General features: G+C 46.3%; 17 protein-coding genes. 11 read left to right on the forward strand and 6 right to left on the reverse strand.

Annotated features, from left to right (window positions below; translation table 11 throughout):
* The first annotated feature begins 112 nt into the window (after positions 1 to 112).
* From GWR21_RS27995 to GWR21_RS28005, 3 genes are all read left to right on the forward strand, one after another.
* Positions 113 to 640 (forward strand): hypothetical protein, encoded by a 528-nt coding sequence (locus GWR21_RS27995; protein WP_162335000.1) that lies wholly within the window; start codon positions 113 to 115, stop codon positions 638 to 640.
* Between the two features lie 133 nt (positions 641 to 773).
* A complete protein-coding gene (locus tag GWR21_RS28000) occupies positions 774 to 1,757 on the forward strand; it encodes a DUF2157 domain-containing protein (protein WP_162335001.1) in 984 nt (327 codons plus the stop codon).
* Complete coding sequence (locus GWR21_RS28005) at positions 1,754 to 2,926, forward strand: hypothetical protein (RefSeq protein WP_162335002.1); 1,173 nt, start codon at positions 1,754 to 1,756, stop codon at positions 2,924 to 2,926. The genes GWR21_RS28000 and GWR21_RS28005 overlap by 4 nt, the downstream gene beginning before the upstream one ends.
* Positions 2,927 to 3,672: 746 nt before the next feature.
* Here the strand turns inward: GWR21_RS28005 and GWR21_RS28010 are convergent.
* The gene (locus GWR21_RS28010) at positions 3,673 to 4,701 is read right to left on the reverse strand and encodes a fatty acid desaturase family protein (RefSeq protein ID WP_162335003.1); all 1,029 of its coding nucleotides are present in this window, start codon (positions 4,699 to 4,701) and stop codon (positions 3,673 to 3,675) included.
* Between the two features lie 64 nt (positions 4,702 to 4,765).
* Complete coding sequence (locus GWR21_RS28015) at positions 4,766 to 5,671, reverse strand: lysophospholipid acyltransferase family protein (protein ID WP_162335004.1); 906 nt, start codon at positions 5,669 to 5,671, stop codon at positions 4,766 to 4,768.
* 323 nt (positions 5,672 to 5,994) lie between these two features.
* Between GWR21_RS28015 and GWR21_RS28020 the strand changes: the two genes are divergently transcribed.
* From GWR21_RS28020 to GWR21_RS28035, 4 genes are all read left to right on the forward strand, one after another.
* Positions 5,995 to 7,338 (forward strand): alpha-L-fucosidase, encoded by a 1,344-nt coding sequence (locus tag GWR21_RS28020; protein ID WP_162335005.1) that lies wholly within the window; start codon positions 5,995 to 5,997, stop codon positions 7,336 to 7,338.
* 152 nt (positions 7,339 to 7,490) lie between these two features.
* The gene (locus GWR21_RS28025; RefSeq protein WP_162335006.1) at positions 7,491 to 8,384 is read left to right on the forward strand and encodes a glycerophosphodiester phosphodiesterase family protein; all 894 of its coding nucleotides are present in this window, start codon (positions 7,491 to 7,493) and stop codon (positions 8,382 to 8,384) included.
* A 332-nt stretch (positions 8,385 to 8,716) separates the two neighbouring features.
* Entirely contained in the window at positions 8,717 to 9,142 is a 426-nt protein-coding gene (locus tag GWR21_RS28030) for a hypothetical protein (protein WP_162335007.1), read from the forward strand.
* 63 nt (positions 9,143 to 9,205) lie between these two features.
* On the forward strand, positions 9,206 to 10,552 hold the full coding sequence (locus tag GWR21_RS28035; RefSeq protein WP_162335008.1) for a DEAD/DEAH box helicase: 1,347 nt from the start codon (positions 9,206 to 9,208) through the stop codon (positions 10,550 to 10,552).
* 136 nt (positions 10,553 to 10,688) lie between these two features.
* Here GWR21_RS28035 and GWR21_RS28040 read toward each other — a convergent pair whose 3' ends face one another.
* Together GWR21_RS28040 and GWR21_RS28045 are read right to left on the reverse strand one after the other, a co-directional pair.
* On the reverse strand, positions 10,689 to 12,950 hold the full coding sequence (locus GWR21_RS28040) for a sugar-binding domain-containing protein (protein ID WP_162335009.1): 2,262 nt from the start codon (positions 12,948 to 12,950) through the stop codon (positions 10,689 to 10,691).
* Between the two features lie 132 nt (positions 12,951 to 13,082).
* Positions 13,083 to 14,417, reverse strand: a complete 1,335-nt coding sequence (locus tag GWR21_RS28045; protein ID WP_162335010.1) for an MBL fold metallo-hydrolase — start codon at positions 14,415 to 14,417, stop codon at positions 13,083 to 13,085.
* 142 nt (positions 14,418 to 14,559) lie between these two features.
* Between GWR21_RS28045 and GWR21_RS28050 the strand changes: the two genes are divergently transcribed.
* The 3 genes from GWR21_RS28050 (at position 14,560) to GWR21_RS28060 (ending at position 17,559) form a co-directional block, all read left to right on the forward strand.
* Positions 14,560 to 15,090, forward strand: coding sequence for an isoprenylcysteine carboxyl methyltransferase family protein (locus tag GWR21_RS28050; protein ID WP_162335011.1), 531 nt, complete (start codon positions 14,560 to 14,562; stop codon positions 15,088 to 15,090).
* Between the two features lie 117 nt (positions 15,091 to 15,207).
* Positions 15,208 to 16,527: a cytochrome ubiquinol oxidase subunit I gene (locus tag GWR21_RS28055; protein ID WP_162335012.1), complete on the forward strand. Its 1,320-nt coding sequence runs from the start codon at positions 15,208 to 15,210 to the stop codon at positions 16,525 to 16,527.
* A gap of 12 nt (positions 16,528 to 16,539) precedes the next feature.
* Positions 16,540 to 17,559 carry a cytochrome d ubiquinol oxidase subunit II gene (locus GWR21_RS28060; protein WP_162335013.1) on the forward strand — a complete coding sequence of 340 codons (1,020 nt, stop codon included), beginning with the start codon at positions 16,540 to 16,542 and terminating at the stop codon, positions 17,557 to 17,559.
* 175 nt (positions 17,560 to 17,734) lie between these two features.
* On the opposite strand, the gene GWR21_RS28065 is transcribed toward GWR21_RS28060, so the two are convergent.
* Complete coding sequence (locus GWR21_RS28065) at positions 17,735 to 18,157, reverse strand: immunity 22 family protein (RefSeq protein ID WP_162335014.1); 423 nt, start codon at positions 18,155 to 18,157, stop codon at positions 17,735 to 17,737.
* A 792-nt stretch (positions 18,158 to 18,949) separates the two neighbouring features.
* Between GWR21_RS28065 and GWR21_RS28070 the strand changes: the two genes are divergently transcribed.
* Positions 18,950 to 20,344, forward strand: a complete 1,395-nt coding sequence (locus GWR21_RS28070; protein ID WP_162335015.1) for a right-handed parallel beta-helix repeat-containing protein — start codon at positions 18,950 to 18,952, stop codon at positions 20,342 to 20,344.
* Positions 20,345 to 20,440: 96 nt separating this feature from the next.
* Here the strand turns inward: GWR21_RS28070 and GWR21_RS28075 are convergent, their stop codons facing one another.
* A complete protein-coding gene (locus GWR21_RS28075) occupies positions 20,441 to 21,946 on the reverse strand; it encodes a DNA/RNA non-specific endonuclease (protein ID WP_238430055.1) in 1,506 nt (501 codons plus the stop codon).
* Between the last annotated feature and the right edge of the window lie 350 nt (positions 21,947 to 22,296).

Consider the following 22,296-nt stretch of genomic DNA (forward strand, 5'->3'; position numbering starts at 1 on the left):
ATCTGCCGGCAATCTTCGGGCCAGAGATAGTTAGGAGACCTTCATACCAGGGTCGTTATTTCATTTAACATGGAACGATAATTGCTACCTTACGCCGTCTAAAAACGCCAACATGAAAATGAAACACATGATGTACCTGTTTATCCTGGGAGCTTTCCTTGGTTTCACAGCTTGTACAACTGCTACCCCGGAAAATTATTTTGATCGTGCAGTGTTGAACACGAATATGTTCAATGACTTCGCCAGTGAACGTTTTACGAAAGAACTGATCGCCCAGAATGTAAAGCATGAAGGTATACCTGTTACACCCAGGGCCGCAGAAACGATTGTCGACAACAAAGCGAAATACATTGAGAAAGCATTGAAAGATATAAAGGCGCTGAAGCAGACCGATGAGACAAAAGAGATGCTGCAGACGTCTATTGCCTTGCATGAAATGGTATTGCCCGTTTATCAGAATGAATATATGGCGCTGGCTAAATTATGTGACAGTGGTGCTCCAAACGATGATGTCTCAGCGCTGGCGCTTGAAATAGAAAATAAGTATGCCGCGAAGTTTGAAGAACTGTTTATCAAACTGACTAATCTTGGAAAGGCATATGCCAAAGCAAATAACATCAATGTGACCTGGGGTAACTAAGTCCGTTAGTATCACTGCAAAGCTGCCGGTAGAACGAAAGTCCTGCCGGCAGCTTTTTTTATTATCGTCCTCTAACGTATATACTTGCTGATATGAATTTTTTGTTATACTTTCCCCGGTCATTTAGAATGCTATGGACCACAAATTGTTTGAACAACTTCAAAAAGAAGGCATTATCTCTGCCGAATCCGCAGAAAAGGTACGGGTCATATCAGCCAACAGGCTGTTTTCTGTACACTGGGAACTCAAAACGATCCTATACCTGGGGGTGCTGTTACTAAGCGGCGGATTAGGTATACTTGTTTACAAGAATATAGATACGATCGGCCATCAGGCTATTCTGGCGGCGATCGCGCTCGGGTGCATGGGCTGTTTTTATTATGCCTACCGGCATAAACTACCCTTCTCCAGAGAAAAAGTACCCGCGCCCAATACCCTGTTTGACTACATCCTGCTATTGGGTTGCCTGCTGCTGATCACCTTTATCACGTATCTGCAGGTACAGTATACCGTCTTCGGCACCCGATATGGAATGGCTACTTTTATTCCGATGATCGTGTTGTTTTGTACGGCCTATTACTTTGATCACCTGGGGGTGTTAAGTATGGCTATCACCAACCTAGCCGCCTGGATGGGCGTATCTGTTACACCTTTGCACTTATTAAGCCAGAATGATTTCAGCAGCTTCCCGCTGATCTACAGTGGTATGTTATTAGGCGTACTCTTAATAGCCGCGGCATGGCTAAGTGATCACAAACATTTCAAGGCGCATTTTGCTTTTACCTACAGCAACTTTGGTGTACATGTCTTTATGATTGCCACACTGGCAGCGATGATCGCTACGCTTAGATATGGATATGCACTGTGGTTCCTTTTGCTGGCGGGAGCAGGGGCGTTCTTCATGCAGCAGGCGATGAAAAAACAGTCTTTTTACTTCGTGTTTATTGTTACGCTCTATGTTTATATCGGTCTGAGCTTGCTGATTGTCCGCTGGATGTCCGAAGTCGTAGACGATACTATCGGCGCATTGTTTGCCGGATTCCTGTACTTCGTTACGTCCGGTATTTCCTTTATTGTTTTACTGGTAAAGATGAACAAAAAACTGAAGAAAGCATGATCTCCTATAACACTACTGCATTAGATAACAGGCATATACAGGATGAGGCGGAAAGCGCCAGAGACAAGGCCTGCATCACGCCGGAAGAACTGGCTGCTATTAAAGAAGCCTATCCGTCAGATCTTTATTCGCCGAATATGTACATCCGTTTCGGCATCTTTATACTCACGCTTATTATTGTCTTGTTCTCGTTCGGTATCCTTTGCCTGACCCAGATAGACAATGGTTCTGAAACCGGCTTTGGTGTGATCTGCCTGTTCTGTGGCATCGTCACCTATGTGATAGGTGAAGTGATGGTGAAGGAGAAACGTCATTATAAGTCAGGTGCTGATGCCGCCCTGATATGGTCTTCCGGAGGATTTATACTGTCTGGGTTCATGATCATCACAGAAGTTGAGGCACATCCATTAGTGTATTGTTTACTCACGCTCTTGCTCGCCAGCTGGTTTGTATTACGCTTCGCGGACGTGAGCATGACCATTGTGATGCATGGCGCACTATTAGCATCGATATTCTCATTACTGATCGATACAGGTACTGCCGGTAAGGTCATTATTCCTTTTGCTGTGATGATCGTTTCTCTGGCAGTGTATCTGCTGGCACTGAAGTTATCACGTACGCATGCCTGCCGGCATTATACAAACTGCCTGGACATGTGGCAATGCCTCGCGCTGCTGACACTGTACGCCGGTGGTAACTATTTTATCGTTAGAGAACTGAGTATAGAGATGTTCAATCTCGACTTACAGCCCGGACAGGATATCGCAGGTGGCTGGATCTTCTGGGTACTAACCATCGCCCTTCCATTGGTGTATATCGGCCTGGGTATCCGGAAGAAGAACAGGATCCTGATCGGTATCGGATTAATCCTCATAGCTGCAATGGTATACACTATCCGTTACTATCACAGTATTGCACCGCTGGAAGTAGCGATGACGCTGGGTGGTATCGGTATGATCGCCGTGGCTTATGGATTGATCCGTTATCTCAAAGTGGCCCGTCATGGGTTTACTGCCGATTCTTCTGATGAGCGTCATACAATGGAAGCTGTACAGATAGAATCACTGATCATCGCACAGACAATGAGTCAGGCGGCAACGCCTCCTGCTGACCAGTATAATTTTGGCGGTGGTACCGGTGGTGGTGGTGGTGCATCCGGAGAATACTAGTAACAGCTGAATAATATAAAAGGCGACCGTTTCCCTTTCGGAACGGTCGCTTTGCATTTGTGGGCTTTGTGGTGTACTATCAGACGGTGAAACGGAAATAGGTTTTTTTGGGGGTTAAGCGATGAATACAAAGGTATACAGGCAAAAAGTAAGATCGTGGGTAGAAAGTACCTGAAAATGATGCGTAGTTATACCTGATCCCGGGGAAGGGAGGAATAGTGCATAGGAAGTCAGCAAAGAGGACTGGCGGATCAGTTGTGGGCAATGGTCAGGCGGGTTGTCATTGTTAAGGTATCCGGGAAGCTAACGGGATGAGTCTGTGATGAGGATGATACAGGCTACATGTTGTGCTGATATCCATACAAACAGGGTATTTATAGGTTACCAAAAGGGCACTTCAAGGGCACCTCAATATCCCCGGGATATTGAAGTGCCCTTGAAGTGCCCTTTTGGTAACAGGTAGGTAAGCCGATCAGGAGGGGATTCCGTGCCCGGCAGATAGGTAATAGGTAAAAAGGGCTACCCGCACAAGCAGATAGCCCTTTTATAGTAATATGGAATGGAAAATGAATGTTTTGCGATGCAGGCGTAGCGTTGTTTGTCCTGTATACCCCTATCGGCCGCTTTTGATGGTTTGGAGCAACAAGCGACGAACAAGCGACGAACTAGCGACGGCGAAGCGCCCACCGGAAAGATGCCATTACTCCCTGGCGGACAGGTTTCCTGTTATCCGTTAGCGCTGGTCATTATGCCGCAGGAACCTGGCTGCGGTTAGCCGGTTGTAATGCGTAACGCAGGTTTTTTCCTTCCTGGACGGTGATCATTTTGTTGATCTCCGGGTTCCAGATCTTCAGTCTCAGGCAGGCAATGATCGCCTTTGGAGACAGGGACGTGGTTTTTGCTTTCTGTAACTCAGGAATGCCGGCCATTGCTTCCGGAAGACGGTAGAATGGGATACGGGCATTCAGGTGGTGGATATGATGGTAGCCGATATTGCCAGTCACCCAGTTCCAGAAGGGACTCATCAGCATGTAGCTGGAAGAAGCCATAGCCGCATTGTCATGGCACCAGCCTTCCTTATCCCTGAAAGTAACACCGGGGAAATTGTGCTGTGCATAGAACAGGTAAGCGCCGATCGCACAGGCGATGAAGAACGGCACAATCATTATCAGTAACAGACTTAACCAGCCCATGTAGATATACAGGAGGGCGCCTGCTGTAAAATGCAGTACGAGCGCGAGCAGTGAGTCCATATGACGGGAGGGGCTGCTCATAAAGGATTTTACACTCATCCCCACCATGAACATGCTGATATAACCGAACAGAATGGTTACCGGATGACGTGCTGCAAGGTAAGCTCTTCGCTCAGCAGGAGTAGACTCCATGAATTTCTGCTGTGTCATGATCGGGAACGATCCTATACTGGCAGTAAACAGTTTGGAGTTGTGCGCATGATGGTAGTCATGTGAACGCTTCCAGATGCTGGCAGGTGCGAGTATAAAGATGCCGAATGCGCTGAACAGCAGATTAGCGGCTTTGGACTGATAGAGGATCGTGTGGTGCTGGAAATCGTGATAGATCACGAACATGCGGACTATGACGAGGCCGGCCATGATGCTGCACGGAATACGTAACAGCAGAAAAGGCAAAAAAGCGATACCTGCAAAGAGACCCATCAGGATCGCAGCGGTAGAGAGGGTGTAATACCAGCTTTTCCACTTCGTTTCTTTTGCATAGGCCTTCGTTGCCAGGATTAATTGTTTTCCAGTTAGCATTGGTTGTGTTGTAATGTATAGTTCTTATTATTCTTTCGTTGTAGGTCTGACTTCGTGCCATCATTTATATGGCTGACGCCGTAACGGCTGCTTCTTTAACGGGTACCGGACGTTTGTGTTTCCAGCGTCTGTGGCTCCACAGCCAGTATTCCGGATGAGCGCAGATATCCTGCTCCAGCGCCTTTGTATGTGCTGCTGTGATCTCTCCATCCTTCGTGGCAGACGGCTGGTCAAAGAGGGTACGGGCAGATATCTCGTAGTAGCCGCGTTTCACACGCTGTACCCGAACATATACTACCGGATAGTTCATTTTACGGGCGATCTTCTCAGTTCCCTGGAATACGGGAGTATCCTGGTTGAGGAAGTCGGTCCAGTAGGCGCTGGTAGGAGCGGGCGTCTGATCAGCAATAAATGCAGTGGCGTCCAGTTCACTTTTGTGCGCTACCATATCGCGGAAGGTATCTTTCATTGCAATCAGACCGGTACCAAAGCGGGTACGCATGCGGTACATCAGTCCGTTGAAGTATTTATTGGTAAGCGGGTGATACACCACATACAGGTGATGTTTACCCTGCAGACTGAACGTATTGCCTGCCCATTCCCAGTTACCATAGTGTCCCATTACGATCATGATGCTGCTGTTTTCAGCTGCATAACGGTCAAATAAAGCCTGCGCTTCCGGCGTCAGTTTACAGCGTTTGATAGCTGTTTCCCGGGAAATAGTCAGTGTTTTGAACGTTTCCAGTAACAGATCGCAGAAATAGCGGTAAAAGCGGCGGCGGATCTGCTCGATCTCCTGAGGAGACTTATCCGGGAAGGCGTTTTGCAGGTTCTGCAACACTACCTTCTTGCGGTATCCGATTACGTAGTACAATAGTACAAACATAATATCACAGAGTCCATAAAATACCGGGAACGGCAATAGGGAGATCAGATAGATAAACGGAAGTAGGATATAATACGTCAGCATTGGCTCAAAAATACGATTAAATATACAATATAAGAGAATGTAATTTAGTGTGATATGTTAAAGTTTTTAATTCCTAAATATCTGTTAAATTATTACTTAGCAGCTCGCTGATGCTTAAAATACAGCGAATGACCACACTGATTGTTCTGATTATCAGGCACCTTCGGTAGTTGTCGGATTTTACCTGTTATTGATAGTGAATTAACGGTGAGTTTACCTGATACCCCTATGGTAGCGGTGCTTACTATTTTACCCCGGAAAGGAGGCTTGCACTTGCTGACATTTCTGTGTATTATTATCATTCAGCCAAAAGTGAACAAATTATGTTGAGAAGAATCTTTCTGGCAGCCTCCTGCCTTGTCGTGTGTGTGTATGCAAGCGCACAGAAAACAGCGAATGACCCTGCGAAGGAAAAGTGGTTCATGGACCTTGGTTTAGGCATGTTCATCCACTGGAGTGTAGACGTACAGGTGGGGGCAGTGATCAGCCATTCTATGGCGGGCGCTTCTGATCAATACCTCGAACGTTTTACCACAGAACTGCCCAAAACGTTCAATCCGCGTAAGTTCAATCCGGATGACTGGGCTGTGCTGGCTAAACTGGCTGGTATGAAGTATGTGGTCTTTACAGCGAAGCACCATGCAGGGTTCTGTATGTGGGATACCAAAACTACACCGTTCAATATCATGAATACGCCTTTTAAGAAGGATGCGACCCGGGCCATTTTTGATGCCTTCCGGAAGCAGGGTATTGCGATCGGGGTGTACTTTTCTCCGGAAGACTTTTACTATCTCTATAAGCATAAAGTGCCGATAGGCAGAATGCAGTTGCCACAACATTTCCCGGAAAAGAACCCGGGGCTGATGGCTTATGATAAATCCCAGCTGAAAGAATTACTGACCAATTACGGTAAGATCGATTTTATATTTTTTGATGGTCCTGCGGAAGGACTGAAGGAATATGCCTGGGAGCTGCAGCCGGATATTGTCGTGACTCGCGGACAAATGAACACGCCTGAGCAGGAATTGCCCGATAGCGTTATGCCGGGGCCATGGGAAGCCTGTTTTACCATGGGAACAGACTGGCAGTATAAACCGACCAACGATCCTCAGAAATCCGGTACGGAGATGATCAATATGCTGATAGAAACCCGTGCGAAAGGAGGCAACCTCTTACTCAACGTGGGCCCCAAACCCGATGGAGAGATCCAGATAGAGCAGGAAGCACTGCTGCGTGAACTGGCACTCTGGAACCTTGCCAATGAAGAGTCGGTGCATGGCGTGAGGCCCTGGCATATAGCGCGTGAAGGCAATGTATGGTTCACGCGTGGGAAAGATTCCAGTACCGTGTACGCCTTTGTGCCGGGTGGGAAGGAATGGAAATACGGTGAACGTAAGGAGCTGGTGCTGCGTACACTGGAAGGCACCCCACAAACAAAAGTCTCAATACTGGGTTACGCCAGCGAGCTGGTGGAGTATAAAGAGGGGTTTGATGCAGGCATCTATTCACAGTCTACACCAGTAGGATTACTCATCAGCGCTGTCAACGGACAACGTTTCTATACGGATAGGAAATGGCCGAATCCCGTGGTGATCAGGATTGAAAATGTGAAGTACCGTCCGCTGATCAATAGCTATAAGCAAAGTACCCTGGATGGTGCAAAGTAGGCGTTATTACACCTGGAAGCAGGTACGAAATGCCTTGGGGATAATTATTCCGCGATAACAGTAAACTACCCGCGTTATACATTCTCTTAACAGTAAGATAATTTTAATTTTCTTCTTTAAAGTATCAACTTGCCGCATATAATATGATGCAGATGAAACGTACTTTTCTTATACCATTAGCCGCTGTGCTATTTACAGCAAATGTCCATGCACAACAAAAGACAGAAGTGCAGGCCCACCGGGGTGGCCGGGGATTAATGCCTGAAAACACGATTCCTGCTATGTTGCATGCGATTGATCTGGGTGTACGGACACTGGAACTCGATTGCGTGATCTCTTCCGATAAAAAGGTAGTAGTGTCGCATGATGTGTTCATGTCTGCTGAGTTTATCAGGAAACCCGATGGTACAGATATCAGGAAAGAAGAAGAAAAACAATATGCGCTATATACCATGACGTATGACAGTATCAGGAAATTTGACGCAGGGTCAAAGCCACACGCGAAATTTCCTGAACAGGTAAAGATGAAGACATACAAACCGTTGCTGTCCGAGCTGATAGATAGTGTGGAGGCCTATGTGAAAAAACATCATCTCAAACCGGTGAACTATAATATCGAGACGAAGTGCTCGCCGGAAGGAGATGATAAATTTCATCCCAGGCCGGAGGTGTTTGCAGGCATGGTGATGGAGGTAATTAAGAAAAAGAAGATCGCCGACAGGGTAACGATTCAGTCGTTTGATGTACGTACGCTGCAGGTCATTCATAAGACAGATCCCGGACAGGTGCTGGCGTACCTGGTCATGAACAGGGATAACCTGGGTACTAATTTGCAGCAGCTGGGATTTACGCCAGCTATTTACAGTCCTTATTATCTGATGGTAACACCGGAACTGGTGAAGGAAGCACATGGAAAGAAAATAAAAGTTTTACCATGGACGGTGAATGAACCCGCGGATATGCAGAAAATGATGTCGATGGATGTGGATGGTATTATTACCGACTATCCTGACCGGCTGATAAAAATAACAGGGCGCTATCAATAATTAAACGATAAAGGGGCGGTAAAGCCCCTTTTTTTATTAGTGGTACGTGGCGCAGTCCAGCGCGTATTGGGTTCCCGTCGACATTGCTCCGTGGCCGGGCATTACCGGACTTAAATATCTGATTTTCATTAACAACGTTGTTTTTTAAACGGAAACGGGCTATAAAAGATAGAAAAATCGGGATAAGTTCTGCATAACTAAAGGATAGCTGGTATAAACATATATATTGTTAGTTTTATATATTTGTGCCAAATATTTCCTTGATGGCATTCCGCGGGTTTCTTCCTTACATCGGTGTTGTAGTGGGGTTTGGCATAATTTACTGGTTAACAATGATGATCCCGAACAACGTACTTTATCTGGGTTTCAAGAGTAGTCTGCTGGAGGCGGACCGGAAAGTCATATACCAGGAGCGGATCTTTACCTACGGGCTCAGTATCACCCTGCTGATGATCAATACTGCGGAGCTCTTGTCTTCCAGGGAGGACCGCTACTGGCTGCGGATCGCCAAATCACTCATGACGATAGTCTTCACATATACAGCAGGTGCGTTTATATTTTTGCTGATGGATACGCAGGAATATAATATGTACCTCTATGCGCGGGACATCCCGGCAGGCAGCTTCAGTTGCATCACCATCCTGATGACAGCTGTTTTACTGCTGGTGCTGCAGCTGCTGAGTTCCCGCCTGCGTGCCATGGCCGATGCTGCTTGTTTAGCGTCCTACTTCCCTTCCTGGCTTCGATTTGACAGATAATGCCCTCCTGGTAATGAATGTGCGGGATTAGCAGTACCTTTGCCGTTCATTTTTATCAGTATTATGACTTTTGACGATTTAAATCTGAGCAGACCTTTATTGAATGCATTGGGTGATCTGGGATATACAACACCTACGGTCATACAGCAAAAGGTATTCTCAGTAGTGATGTCCGGGCAGGACGTATGCGGCATTGCCCAGACTGGTACGGGAAAGACTTTCGCCTATCTGTTGCCTTGTCTGCGACAGTTTAAATTTACCAAAGAACGTTTTCCGCAGTTGCTCATCATCGTGCCTACCCGTGAGCTGGTAGTGCAGGTGGTAGATGCTATCAAACAACTGACTCCGTACATGAGTGTGGAGGTAGCTGGTTTCTATGGTGGTGTGAATATGAATCCGCAGATGGAGATCGCTGCCGGCAAACTGGATGTGGTGGTAGCCACCCCGGGCCGCCTGGTGGATATTGTACTCAGCGGTACACTGAAACTCAAGGCGATCAAGCGGATCGTAATCGATGAGATGGATGAAATGCTGAACCTGGGTTTTCGTCCGCAGGTAGAGCGTATCCTTGACCTGTTACCCGTAAGAAGACAGAACCTCCTTTTCTCAGCAACGATCACCGAGGAAGTGGAGAAACTGATGGAAACACACTTTAACCTCCCGGTTACGGTGGAAGCCGCACCGGCAGGTACACCACTGAAGAACATCAGCCAGACTGTGTACGAACTGCCAAACTTCCATACGAAGGTCAATCTGCTGGAATTGTTGCTGGCTAAAGACAGTACTATGAATAAGGTGCTGGTCTTTGTAGCAACGAAAGAAATGGCGAACGACCTGTATGAACAACTGGAAGCAAAGTTTCCGGAGCAGGCAAACGTTATCCACTCTAATAAAGCCCAGAATCACCGTTTCAACACAGTTAATAAATTCAAGGACGGTACTTACCGGTTCATTATTGCTACTGATATCATCGCCAGAGGTCTTGATATCTCAGATGTATCTCATGTGATCAGCTTTGATACGCCTGAGTCTCCGGAAAGCTACATGCACCGTATCGGTAGGACCGGTCGTGCCGATAAGCAGGGGCATTCTATCCTCTTTACCAAACTGCCATGGGAGCAGGAAAACAGGGAGAGGATAGAAGAACTGATGAATTATCAGATCCCGGTGATGCCGTTACCGGAAGAGCTGGAGATCTCTGATGTACTGACAGAAGATGAGAAGCCACAGGTGAAGATGAAGAACTTCCTTATTAAACTGCCAACCAGGGAAGAAGCCGGTCCTGCCTTCCACGAGAAACTGGCCAAGAATAAGAAGGTGAACGTGAGGGTGTCCCACGCCGACAAAATGAAAAAGAAATATGGTAAGCCCAAGACAAGAGGGGCGAAGCCGAAGAGAAAGAGAAAGTAAGTATCAGGGATTATAACAGGCTGACTATTTCCGTAAAAAGGATCTGTCTATAAATAACAAGCGTTGTTTCATTTAAATGGAACAACGCTTGTTATTTATGGAATGACATGTCGTATCTCTGATTCCCAATTCCTGATTAATTCGGCCATGTATGTTGATCCTGCTGCATTTTATTCATGATCGACTGATAACCAGCCTGTTCTTCCACTGGTGCCAGCATGACAGCTTTATCTATCCATTTTAATGCCTCCTCTTTATTGCCCAGTTTATATAACAGGTTGGCATACACACTCATGGTAAAGGAATTCCTTTCCATATCTACCGCTTTTTCCATCCATTTCAGGGCCTGGTTTAACAGGGCAACATCACTGGTGCCCTCAAATACTTTTCTGGCCATACCGGCTATTTTAGCGGGAGAGAAACTGCTGCCTCCATGAGAGAGGTAGTCAGTTAAGGTGTCCGCCAGTATTTTATAGTTACGGGTCTTTTTCACTTCCGCATCCATTTCCAGCAACGCCAGGAATTGCCTGCGGTGCGGGTCGGGTATGGAGCTGGTATCCGCATTTTTCAGTACCAGGCTGGGTAACAGTACCTTACTCCATTCCTGGGGGGTGAACGGGGCATGGATCTGGCGTAATATTTCCATGGGCACTTTGATGACTTCCCGGTCATAGGTGATCAGGCCATTTTCTTCTATTTCCACATCAAAAGGTTCTGTATAGATGGATCCCGACTGGCCATCCCTTTCGTATTGGTGCAGCTTTTTCACCATGGAAGCGTATTTATCGGTCATCTCGGAAGGGGTGATCTTGACATAGCCCCAGCCGGCAGCAGCATTCCACTGGTGCCCCCTGACAGGTACGCCTACGCCGCCCCATTCGCCCAGTACACGCGCTTTGCCCGGTACAGCAGGTGCAATGCCCGGACCAGGGTAGTCATGTATGTCAGCGAGATCACTGCCCGGCCATTTGTTGACAACCGTCGGCGCCCCCTCTTTATCATAGTTTTCACCGGTATGCCCGTTGATCAGCCGGGTTGGGTCTTTTTTATGGAACCAATCTGTCAGCCGGGGCTGATCATAACTATACCATCCCTCATTGAATAACACCCAGCAAATAATAGAGGGGTGATTATATAATTGTTTCACATTGGCCTCATTCTCTTTCTCGAAGGCAGTTTTTGCATCAGGTTCCAGACTGGCACAGGTGACCATATCCTGCCATACCAGCATACCCATTTTATCGGCATAGTAATACCATCTGTCAGGTTCTATTTTGATGTGTTTCCGGATGGTGTTAAATCCCATGCTTTTGATGGCCGCAATATCAAATCGTAATGCTTCATCGGTAGGGGCGGTGTAGAGGCCATCCGGCCAGAACCCCTGATCCAGTACGCCGAGATTATAGGTGTATTTGTTATTGAGAAAAATGCGTTCCTGACCGGCATTGTCCTTTTTGATCTGGATCTTCCGCATCCCGAAGTAGGAGGTGACCTCGTCTTTTACATGGTTGTTCTTGACCAGTTTGATGGACAGATCGTATAGATAGGGATTCTCCGGCGTCCAGAGGCGTGCATCAGGCAGTGGCAGTTTCAGGGTGCGGTTGGCAGGGCCTTTTATGGCGCCGCTCATCTTTCCCGCTGCACTGGCTTCAGCTTCTATGGTAAATTTAGTATCGCCGGAAGTGTGTACGGTGAGCGAGAGATAACCGCCATCTGTATCTGGTGTGATGACCAGGTCAGTGATGTAGGTAGCCGGGACTGTTTCCAGCCATACCGTTTGCCATATACCGGTAGTGGCCGTGTAGCGGATGCCCTTAGGTGCGAGTACCTGTTTGCCATGTGGATTTGGGCCCTGGTCTGTTGGGTCATATACATCGACCAGTAGTTCGTTATCGCCTTCCTGCAGCAGTGCGGTAATATCAAAAGAGAAGTGCTGATAACCGCCGGTATGCTGACCAGCCTCTTTTCCATTGACATATACCTTTGTTTGCCAGTCGACCGCTCCAAAGTGAAGCAGGACGTGTTCTCCCTCTTTGATATCGGGTCTGGCAAAGCTGCGTTTGTACCAGAGCCTCTGGGAGGGTAATACTGGTTTTTTGACGCCGGACAGGGCCGATTCTACCGCAAACGGCACCAGGATGTTACCGTCGAAAGTGGTTGGCGTAGTGGCTTCTTTGGCGGTGATGGCGTATTGCCAGAGGCCATTGAGATTGACCCATTGCTGACGGGCCATCTGTGGACGTGGATATTCGGGTAATACGTTTTCAGGGGTGACGTTTTTTGCCCAGCGGGTCTGTATGGCCACAGGCTGCATCTGCCAGGAAGACTGGCTGTAGCTGTCGGCAGCAAAGGCTGTACACAGTGCTGACAGCAGGAGGGTTTTTGCAGAAGGTTTCATTATAAAGTGCAGGTGGTTTAAGTCCGGCAATATAACTGTCCGTCCGGCAATGTCGCAGCAGCGGAGTTATTATACATCCGGTATGATCAATATTCCGTCGTTGCACTATAGGCGGAATAGTAACATGCGAGTTTAAAACTCACTGATATGTTCTCCGATATCGGTGATGGCCAGGTTATCAGGCAGGGCGGCTTCCAGTATACTGCTGGCAGCTGCACTGCGATAACCGCCCGCACAATGAACGGCGATTGGTTTGTCCAGTGGTATTTCCCGGAGGCGGAACCGTAATGCTGGTAACGGGATGTTGATGGCATGGCTGAAGATCTGCTTTTTTTCTACTTCTGGCGTATTACGTACATCGATGATAGTATAGTCCTGGAGGTGTTCGCGGAAATACTTGACGTCAAACGGGGTTTGCTTTTCGCTGCCGGCATGCATGACAAGCCCTGCTTTGATGAAAGGTTCATACCCTATAGCGGCTGTCCGGATCATCGCTTCCTGTAGGGTTTCAGGTGTAGCTGCCTGCAGGTAAAACATGTCACCGGGAGGAATGATGGCGCCCAGCCAGGTTTCAAATTTTCCATCCAGCATGATGTTAAACGAGCCGGGGAGATGACCGGCTTTAAAGAGGGCGGCATCTCTGGTGTCAATAGTGATTTCATCAGGAATAAAAGATGCGTCGGGGTAGATGATATTGATCGCAGCCAGGGTCTTTTCTAAGGCAGGTGCACCCAGGAGATTGAGTGCTACATCATATGGAAAATACTGGGGTATGAATGGCTGGTCGCTGAGCAGTGTTTCAATGAAGTCTTCTTCACTCATGGGCTGGAGGGACCAGTTGGATTGTTTTTCTTCCCCGATGGTGGACTGACTGGCATCGCGGAGGTCTTTACCGCATAGTGTACCGGCGCCATGAGCAGGATATACGATCACATTATCAACCAGGGGCAGCAGTTTATTCCGCAGGGAGTGGTACATCTTTACCGCCAGGTCTTTTTTTAGTGCCTGTTGGTTGCCATTGCCCTCCCGTAGGTCCGGACGGCCACAATCACCAATAAAAAGCGTGTCGCCGGTGAAGACTGCGAGGTCATTGCCCTTGTAGTTGAGTACGACAGAGATGCTGTCCGGAGAATGTCCGGGCGTATTGATCGCACGGAGCGTCATATCAGTGAGATCAATAGATTGTCCTTCGTCAAAGGGCAGGTGTTGATAGGCAGCAGCTGCATGTGCGGAGCAATAGATATCCGCACCGGTCGTTAGCCTTAATTCCAGGTGACTGCTGACAAAATCAGCATGCGGATGTGTTTCTATGATCGCCGTGATCTTCGCATAATTCGCCGCCGCAAAGTCGAGATAAGGCTGCGGGTTACGGGCTGGGTCAATCAGTATGACAACAGCTGCTTCAGCATGCAGTATGGCATAGGAATAATGAGAGAGCGGTTTATCTTCAAACTGTTTCACTTTCATGTAACTGGTTTTAAGTATCAACGAAGATGGTGGCCGTAGCAGGAACTCCCGGGGTCTTAGTACAAATATTGATCCGGGATGGAGGGCTTTCCAGTAATTGTACGATAAATAAGCATATTTTAGAAGCCACAACGACAACTCAATGAACACCATTATCACCACCATCTTTTTCCTCGCCGTTATTGCACGGTTCTGCAGTCTGGCTATTTCAGGTACCAATGAGCGTAAACTAAAGAAAATGGGCGCCATAGAGTATGGTAAAAAGAATTCTATGTTCCTTGTACTGGCACATACCCTGTACTACGTCGGCGCGGTGACAGAAGGGGCGCTTAGAGGCGCCTTTTTCTATGACACAGTCAGCTACACCGGTATGGCTATTTTTGTCATATCTATTATCATGCTGTACTATGTGATCTATTCGATCCGGCATGTATGGACGGTGAAACTGATCATTGCTCCGGTAGCACACCACAGGATCAACAAGTCGCCATTATTCCGCCTGGTCAAACATCCTAATTATTATCTGAACATAATCCCTGAGCTGATAGGGTATGCCCTTTTCTTTCATGCCTGGGTAACATTGATCGCTGGACTGCTGCTTTACCTGATCCCCCTGGTGAACAGGATAAAGGAAGAGGAGAAGATCATGAAATCATCGTTTACGGATTACTAAATTGAACAGGCTTTAAGTAACACTTAAAGCCTTTTTTATAGTCATTTTTTCTCAGATGATATTTGTCATAGTCGCCTGTCGGGTATTTAGTAGCTTTGAGGCGTAAATCGGGTTTGCATGAATGATTTTATGGCTGCCAGGTCGCAAATGGCGCTGTCTTTGGGCTTTCATATCGTATTTTCCTGTATTGGTATGGTGATGCCCTTTTTTATGGCGGTTGCGCACTTTTACTGGCTAAAAACAAATGATGTTGTATACAGGAATATTACCAAAGCCTGGAGTAAAGGAGTCGCCATCTTCTTTGCAACAGGAGCGGTATCAGGAACCGTGTTATCTTTTGAATTGGGATTGTTATGGCCGGAGTTTATGAAACACGCGGGGCCGATCTTCGGAATGCCTTTTTCCCTGGAAGGAACCGCCTTTTTCATCGAGGCGATCGCGTTGGGTTTCTTTTTGTATGGATGGGGCAGGTTCAACCGGTGGTTTCATTGGTTTACCGGTGTGGTAGTAGGTGTCAGCGGGTTAGTATCTGGTATACTGGTTGTGGCAGCGAATGCATGGATGAATAGTCCGGCGGGATTTGATTATGTGAATGGTCAGTATTTGAATATAGATCCGATCAGGGCGATGTTTAACGATGCGTGGTTCTCACAGGCATTGCATATGTGTATAGCGGCATTTTCGGCAACTGGCTTTGCCGTGGCAGGTATCCATGCACTGATGATCCTGAAGAAAAAGAACATCCGTTTTCATACGCAGTCGTTCCGGATCGCGGCTGTATTTGCCTGTGTGGCCGCCTTACTGCAACCGCTGAGTGGAGATATTTCTGCGAAGGACGTAGCGAAGCGGCAACCGGCAAAACTGGCAGCGATGGAGGCACATTATCATACGGAAGCGGCAGCGCCACTGATATTAGGGGGTATTCCCGATAGCGAAGCGAAGGAAGTAAAGTTTGCGATCAAGTTGCCCGGTATGCTGAGTTTTATGGTGCATAGTAATTTTCAGACACCGGTTGACGGACTGGATAAAATACCAGAAGAGGATCAGCCCCCCGTGGCTGTTACACACTATGCCTTTCAGGTGATGGTGGGACTAGGGATGGTAATGCTGCTGATAGCTGTATGCTATTTTATAGCCATTTGGAGAAAGCGGCAGTGGATGCAGCGGACCTGGTTCCTGCGGGCATTCGTACTGGCTACGCCGATGGGCTTTATTGCGGTGGAGGCGGGATGGACAGTGACAGAGGTAGGACGTCAGCCATGGATCATTAATGGTATCATGCGTACGGCCGACGCCGTGACACCGATGCCGGGTATTGCCTATTCTTTTTACATCTTTACAGCCGTGTACATATCGCTTTCCGTGATCGTTACTTTTCTGTTGTACAGGCAGATCAGGATGGTTGATAAGTTATATGATGTTTCACCGGCAGTTTAAAATTTCAGTAGCATGATTTATGTAGTGATCGCATATTTATGGGCAGCTATTCTGCTGTATATTTTATTGGGAGGCGCTGACTTTGGAGCGGGTATCATTGAGCTGTTCACTTCTGCAAAAAATAAACAATATACACGTACAACGATGTATCAGGCTATCGGGCCGGTATGGGAGGCCAATCACATGTGGCTGATCATTGCTATTGTGGTGCTGTTTGTAGGATTTCCGCAGATCTATACAACAGTATCCACCCATCTTCACATACCGCTGGTGATCATGTTGTTTGGTATCATTGCGCGGGGTACAGCATTTACCTTCCGTAACTATGACGCGGTGGTGGATAATATGCAGAAGGTCTATAACAAGATCTTTGTGTATTCAAGTTTTGTGACACCTTTCTTTCTGGGGGTGATCGCTGCCAGTGCTGTATCAGGCAAAATAGACCCCGGAGCGTCCGATTTTCTGTCAGCTTATGTATTTAGCTGGCTAAACTGGTTTTCAGTAACTGTCGGCTTCTTTACCGTGGCTATCTGCGGGTATCTGGCAGCTATATTCATTATCGGGGAGACCAGGGATGATGCCAGCAGAAAACGGTTTATACGGAAGGCAAAGCAGATGAATGGAGCAGCAGTCGTATTTGGTGGGCTGGTATTCCTGTCAGCAAAGGCAGAAGCCATTCCTTTGGATAGGTGGTTGTTTGATAACGTCGTAGGTATTGTATCACTGGTAGCAGCCGTGTTGTCACTGATATTGTTATGGTATCTGTTATTACAGAAGGGAAAGGTGCTGATCATCCGTGTACTGGCTGGGTTTCAGGTAACGATGATCCTGCTGGCGATTACATTGCGGCATTATCCGAATATTGTGATCCTGAAGGGAGGACAGTACCTGTCACTGATGGAGCATGCGGGTCAGGAGAAGACGATCTATTCACTGGCGATGGCATTGCTGCTTGGAAGTATTTTTATCTTGCCGGCACTTTTTTATCTGATCTATAGTTTTCAGAAGAATAAAGGAGAGTGGGAGCATTAGGTAATCAGGATTAGAATTGAATGCAGCAGAGGATGGTGTGAATGAGATGGTAATAGTGAAGTAGTGATTGAATATATAAAAACGTGGCGCATCATTACTTGATGCGCCCCGTTGATTTATTGAAGAAAATAAGTATCCTGATTCCCCATTTCCCATTCTGATTCCTACACTTCCTCTACTGGTTTTCGATCTCAAATTTTACCGTACCAATGAAACTAAATGGCAACTGTCGCCAGGGACTATTGGCCAGCGTGAATACATGTTCGTTGATGGCCCCGTATCTGTCCTGTTTACCATACAGGAAGATGATGGTGTTATGATCATATAGCGTATCATGACTGATCATTGTTGAGAGATCGTTTTTAAAGTATTCACTAAAGGAAAAGCCATTAATAATCTCTTCTGGTCTCATTCCATTTGTGAATGAGGTATGTTCCAGGAAGTCGCTGTCAAAGTGTTGCAGACCAACGGCATGGCCGAAGCCTGACTGGCTGTTGCCATCTTCATCGTACCTGACTTCAAGGTAATTTCGCAGTTCTTTCTCATGGTTAAAATTTGCCAGCCAAACCGCAACAACATACTGTGCTTTCGTCATCATATAAAGTTGTTTTGCTGAATAAATGAGGCATGTAAAATCCTTGGTCTTTTATATGCCTGATATATATGGTAGTGCTTGCAAAAACGGTTCCAGATGTGTTAGCTATTGATTATGATGCATTTGTGTTGTGTTTGGTCACGTTGTGTTATATCCTGAAAGGGGTAGTTAATAGCATTACCGTGGTAGTAAAAGCAATAAAATCATATACGAAACGAGGCAGATAACACCGCATAAGGATATAAATGTAATGTAGTGAAACCTATGGCAGGGACCGGATACATAGAATGTTATTATGTATTATTTATTTTGGTATATATACTTTTCCGTTAGTAACATTACGCATAAGATACCCTTATTTCTGTCCCAAAATTGCTTTTTTTACATATGTTCTTTTCCGTTATGAAACGACTCGTCCGTTTTCTGCCGGGTCCGGTTAATTTTAAAAATAATTAACACATTATAACTTTTTATGTATATTTAATTTGTATATTAGATACTGATATTCTGCTGTTTGGAGCGAAAAAAAACTTTTATTCCAAGCATAATATTTTACCTTAGCTCCCGTTTTGGAGAGGGTACTTTTAAACGATTTTTGAAAAACTTTTAAAAAAAAGGGGGTATTGTTATCAGTCGAAGCATATTGCAGAGAAAAAAAGCCAATATTTAGAGTAAAACATTTTAGCCAACAACATTAAAGGGGAATTTAATATTTAAAAACCATATCGCTTGAGCCGCTTGCAGGGGAAAATGCAAGGATGGCGGCTTGCATGACCATAACATTATAGAAGAACCATGAAATTCAGACATGACTACCGCAGGCACATGATTATTGCCGCAACAGCACTTGCAACATTTATCGTAGGATGTAAAAAAGAAGCAGACGAAAGTATCGATAAGACCATCGAGAACTCAGAGACTAGTGTCACCACGACAGGCAGGACATTTACATTAGGCCCGGACGCAAACGGGATATTGACCATAGACAACAAGAACGGCACTTATAAAGCTGGGGACATTATTAACCTGAAAGGAACTTTTAAATCTGTTGTGATCTCTAATATGAGTGGTACTGCTGCTGCTCCTATTAAAATTCAGAACGCCTCTGGTACTATTGTGAATGTGGGTAATCCATCCTGGAGTGGCGGCGGCTATCCGGCTGCGCTTCAGTTCTCAAATTGCCATTACATCAAGCTGGGTAGCCCGAATGGTAAAGCGTATTTCCTCGTTAACGGTTCTACTTCCGCTGCGAGAGAAGCATATTTCAACATTCACCTGGGTAACCATACAGACAATTTCGAAGTGTACAACCTGACCATCAACAACGGTGGTACTGGTATCGTAGCTAAAACCGAGCCTACAAGTGCAGACTTATCTTCTCAGTGGCCTAACTCTCAGATGTACAATCTGTCTATTCACGGTATTACCATCAATAACACCAGAAATGAGGCAATGTATATCGGTCATACCGCTACTTACTGGGACCTGACTTCAGGTATTCCTTATTATGGTAACACTTCCGGTATGACTGCTGGTCACAAGTATGTACAGCCAATCAAATGGTACAATGTAAAGATCTACAGCAACGTCGTATCTAACAGTGGTCTGGACGGTATTCAGACTTCTGCGATCGATAAACTGGAAGTTTATTCTAACACTGTGACCAACTGGGCAACGCAGAAGAACTCAGCACACAACGGTGGTATCCTGATCGGTGGCCGTACTACAAACACCAATACACACGACAATATCGTTCGTAACGGTTGGGGTGAACTGTATCAGTTTTACGGTTCAGGTACTGTACACATCGTTAAAAACAACCTGTTTGCTGATAACCAAGGTGATGGTGTGAGCATGAGAGGGGCAGGTGGTGCAGCTGTAACGTTTACTAACAATACTGTTGCAAACGTAAAAGGTAACACACTGCGTATCAATGGTTACAGCGGTCAGACTGGCAGGAACGTGATCAACAGCAACGTGTTCATTGCTCCTTTGAATGGTACAGGTACTATCTATCCTAAGTACTATATCTACCTGGAAAATGGTGCCGTAGCTACCGAAGGAACGGGTTCACTGGCGAATTATAAATTCCCGACTGTATCTTCTGCCGGTACAACTTCATCTAACTTTTATCAGATCACTAATACGACACTGACTGGCGGACTGAAAGTCGGCTATATCAAGCTGTAATTAGTAATAGAAATTAATATGCAGGAATTACGAATCGGATGAATATATTGTTGCTGTGGCAGTATATCTCCTGATTCGTAATTCCTGCTCTTATTTTTACTCGTTATCTATTCTGGCTTCTATTACCTGCTGTACGCTGGTTGGTAAGCTGGATAACAGATCATAGCCGGTAGCGGCTTCAATGGCATCTACACTGGTACGGTACTTTTTCCAGTCAGGGCTGATGCTGTTGATATTCGGTGTGTTGACTGCGATCACACGGGTCGCACTCGTGATACGTTTGATATCATCATTACCATCAGGGATCACTACGATCACTTTCCATACATGCGATGGCACTGTTACACGGCCATTATCCAGTGTTTTAGTCACGCCACCATTGCTTCCTGTACCGCCTATACCATAGCTTCCCATTATTATATACACTTCATTGCCCGCATTCACCAATGAACGGATGTATACTTCCATATTGTTCCAGGTTTTCTGGTTATTGGAAGGCGCCTGAGGGATCATGTTTGTCATCAGGAAGGTAGCGGCATTTGCTGCTGTAGAAGAGGTCCTGTCGCCCGACGGACAATTATGTCCTCTGTCAAATCCACTGCTCGCATAACTTGCTGCATTTACCTGGTACCAGCCCGCAGGCAGTGCGGCGTTAGGTCTGAATTCATCTCTCCGTGGTGTGCTGCCAATATCAGCCTTGTTCAGATGCCAGGAAACCCAGTTAGGGGTGCCTTTAGCATTGTTATAGGAGATGCTGTAATAGGTCTCATTCATCAGGTAATTGGTTGGGGAACTGGTGCTGGCTACTGCTCCACTTGGATTGCCCATCAGCAGGTGACTATTATCTCCGGTACTACCTTTTGTACCACCAGTATTTCCTTTGCCGGGCGCATGGTGGCCAGTAGTTGTTTCATCTGTTTTATTACCGCCTGGTTTATCGCCATTCGTATTACCTGGTTCGGTAGTGCCGCCGGTAACGCCAGATGTATTGATAATGATGTTGTCAATATTAAGACGGTTAGTGCCTCCGCCGATTTTGCGGATAGACAGACGTACTGTACCACTTACATTCAGCGTGAATACAGCGGTCTGCAGCGTGTTGGAAGAGCTGGTGACCATACCACCTGCCTGTTTGTAGGTCTTACCATTATTGACCGAATACCACAACTGCCAGGTGCTGCTACCATCTGAGCCGTATGTACCATGGGAAATACTCACCGTGCCTGCTCCATTGGCATTGAAGTTCATTGTCAGGGATCCGATATTGCGGATACGGGCTGCGGCTGAACCGGTCTTTGCGTCAGCGGGTAAATTACCTATCAGGGCGTCGTCAAATGTCCAGCTACCGCTGCTCAGGGTCACGTCTGCTGCTGCGTAAGACGTCTTACCGCCGGTTTCAAAGTTCTCTGACAGACTGGTTGCTCCCGCAGGTGTAGATGTGGCTACATTTTCAGATGCCGGATCGGTGACTGAAGAAGCAGTTGCTTTGGTACGGCAGGCAATAAAAGCTGATGCGGTTACTAAAACAAGTAGTGTTGTGGCGAGGGGTTTCATAAAACTGGCTCTGGTCGGCTTAGAGCCTGGCAATAGGTCTAAAATCATGTGATACGTGCGTATTAGTTTTTAACAAAATAATATTAGTGCTGTTGGCGCTAAAACAGTTTATCTGGATGACTCCGCAAAGAAAATATTGTTGCAACTAAAATTTTTTCTGCTGCGGTTGAAGCCGGCTGCAAACTTATATAATCTTCCTATATATGTAATGAAAATAGAAGAACATGAAATGGTTATTCTTTTCAGTTAGTCTCCTTTATGACTGCTGTTAGTCTTATAGACATAGTGATTTAATGAAGTCAGTAGCACGCAAATGTATGTATGAAATGGTCGCAAAAATACCTGGCAATGTTAAGAACAACAAACTACTGTAAAAAATGAGCGGCCGCCCGTTGAAA

The sequence above is a fragment of the Chitinophaga agri genome, from assembly GCF_010093065.1.
GTDB lineage: Bacteria > Bacteroidota > Bacteroidia > Chitinophagales > Chitinophagaceae > Chitinophaga > Chitinophaga agri.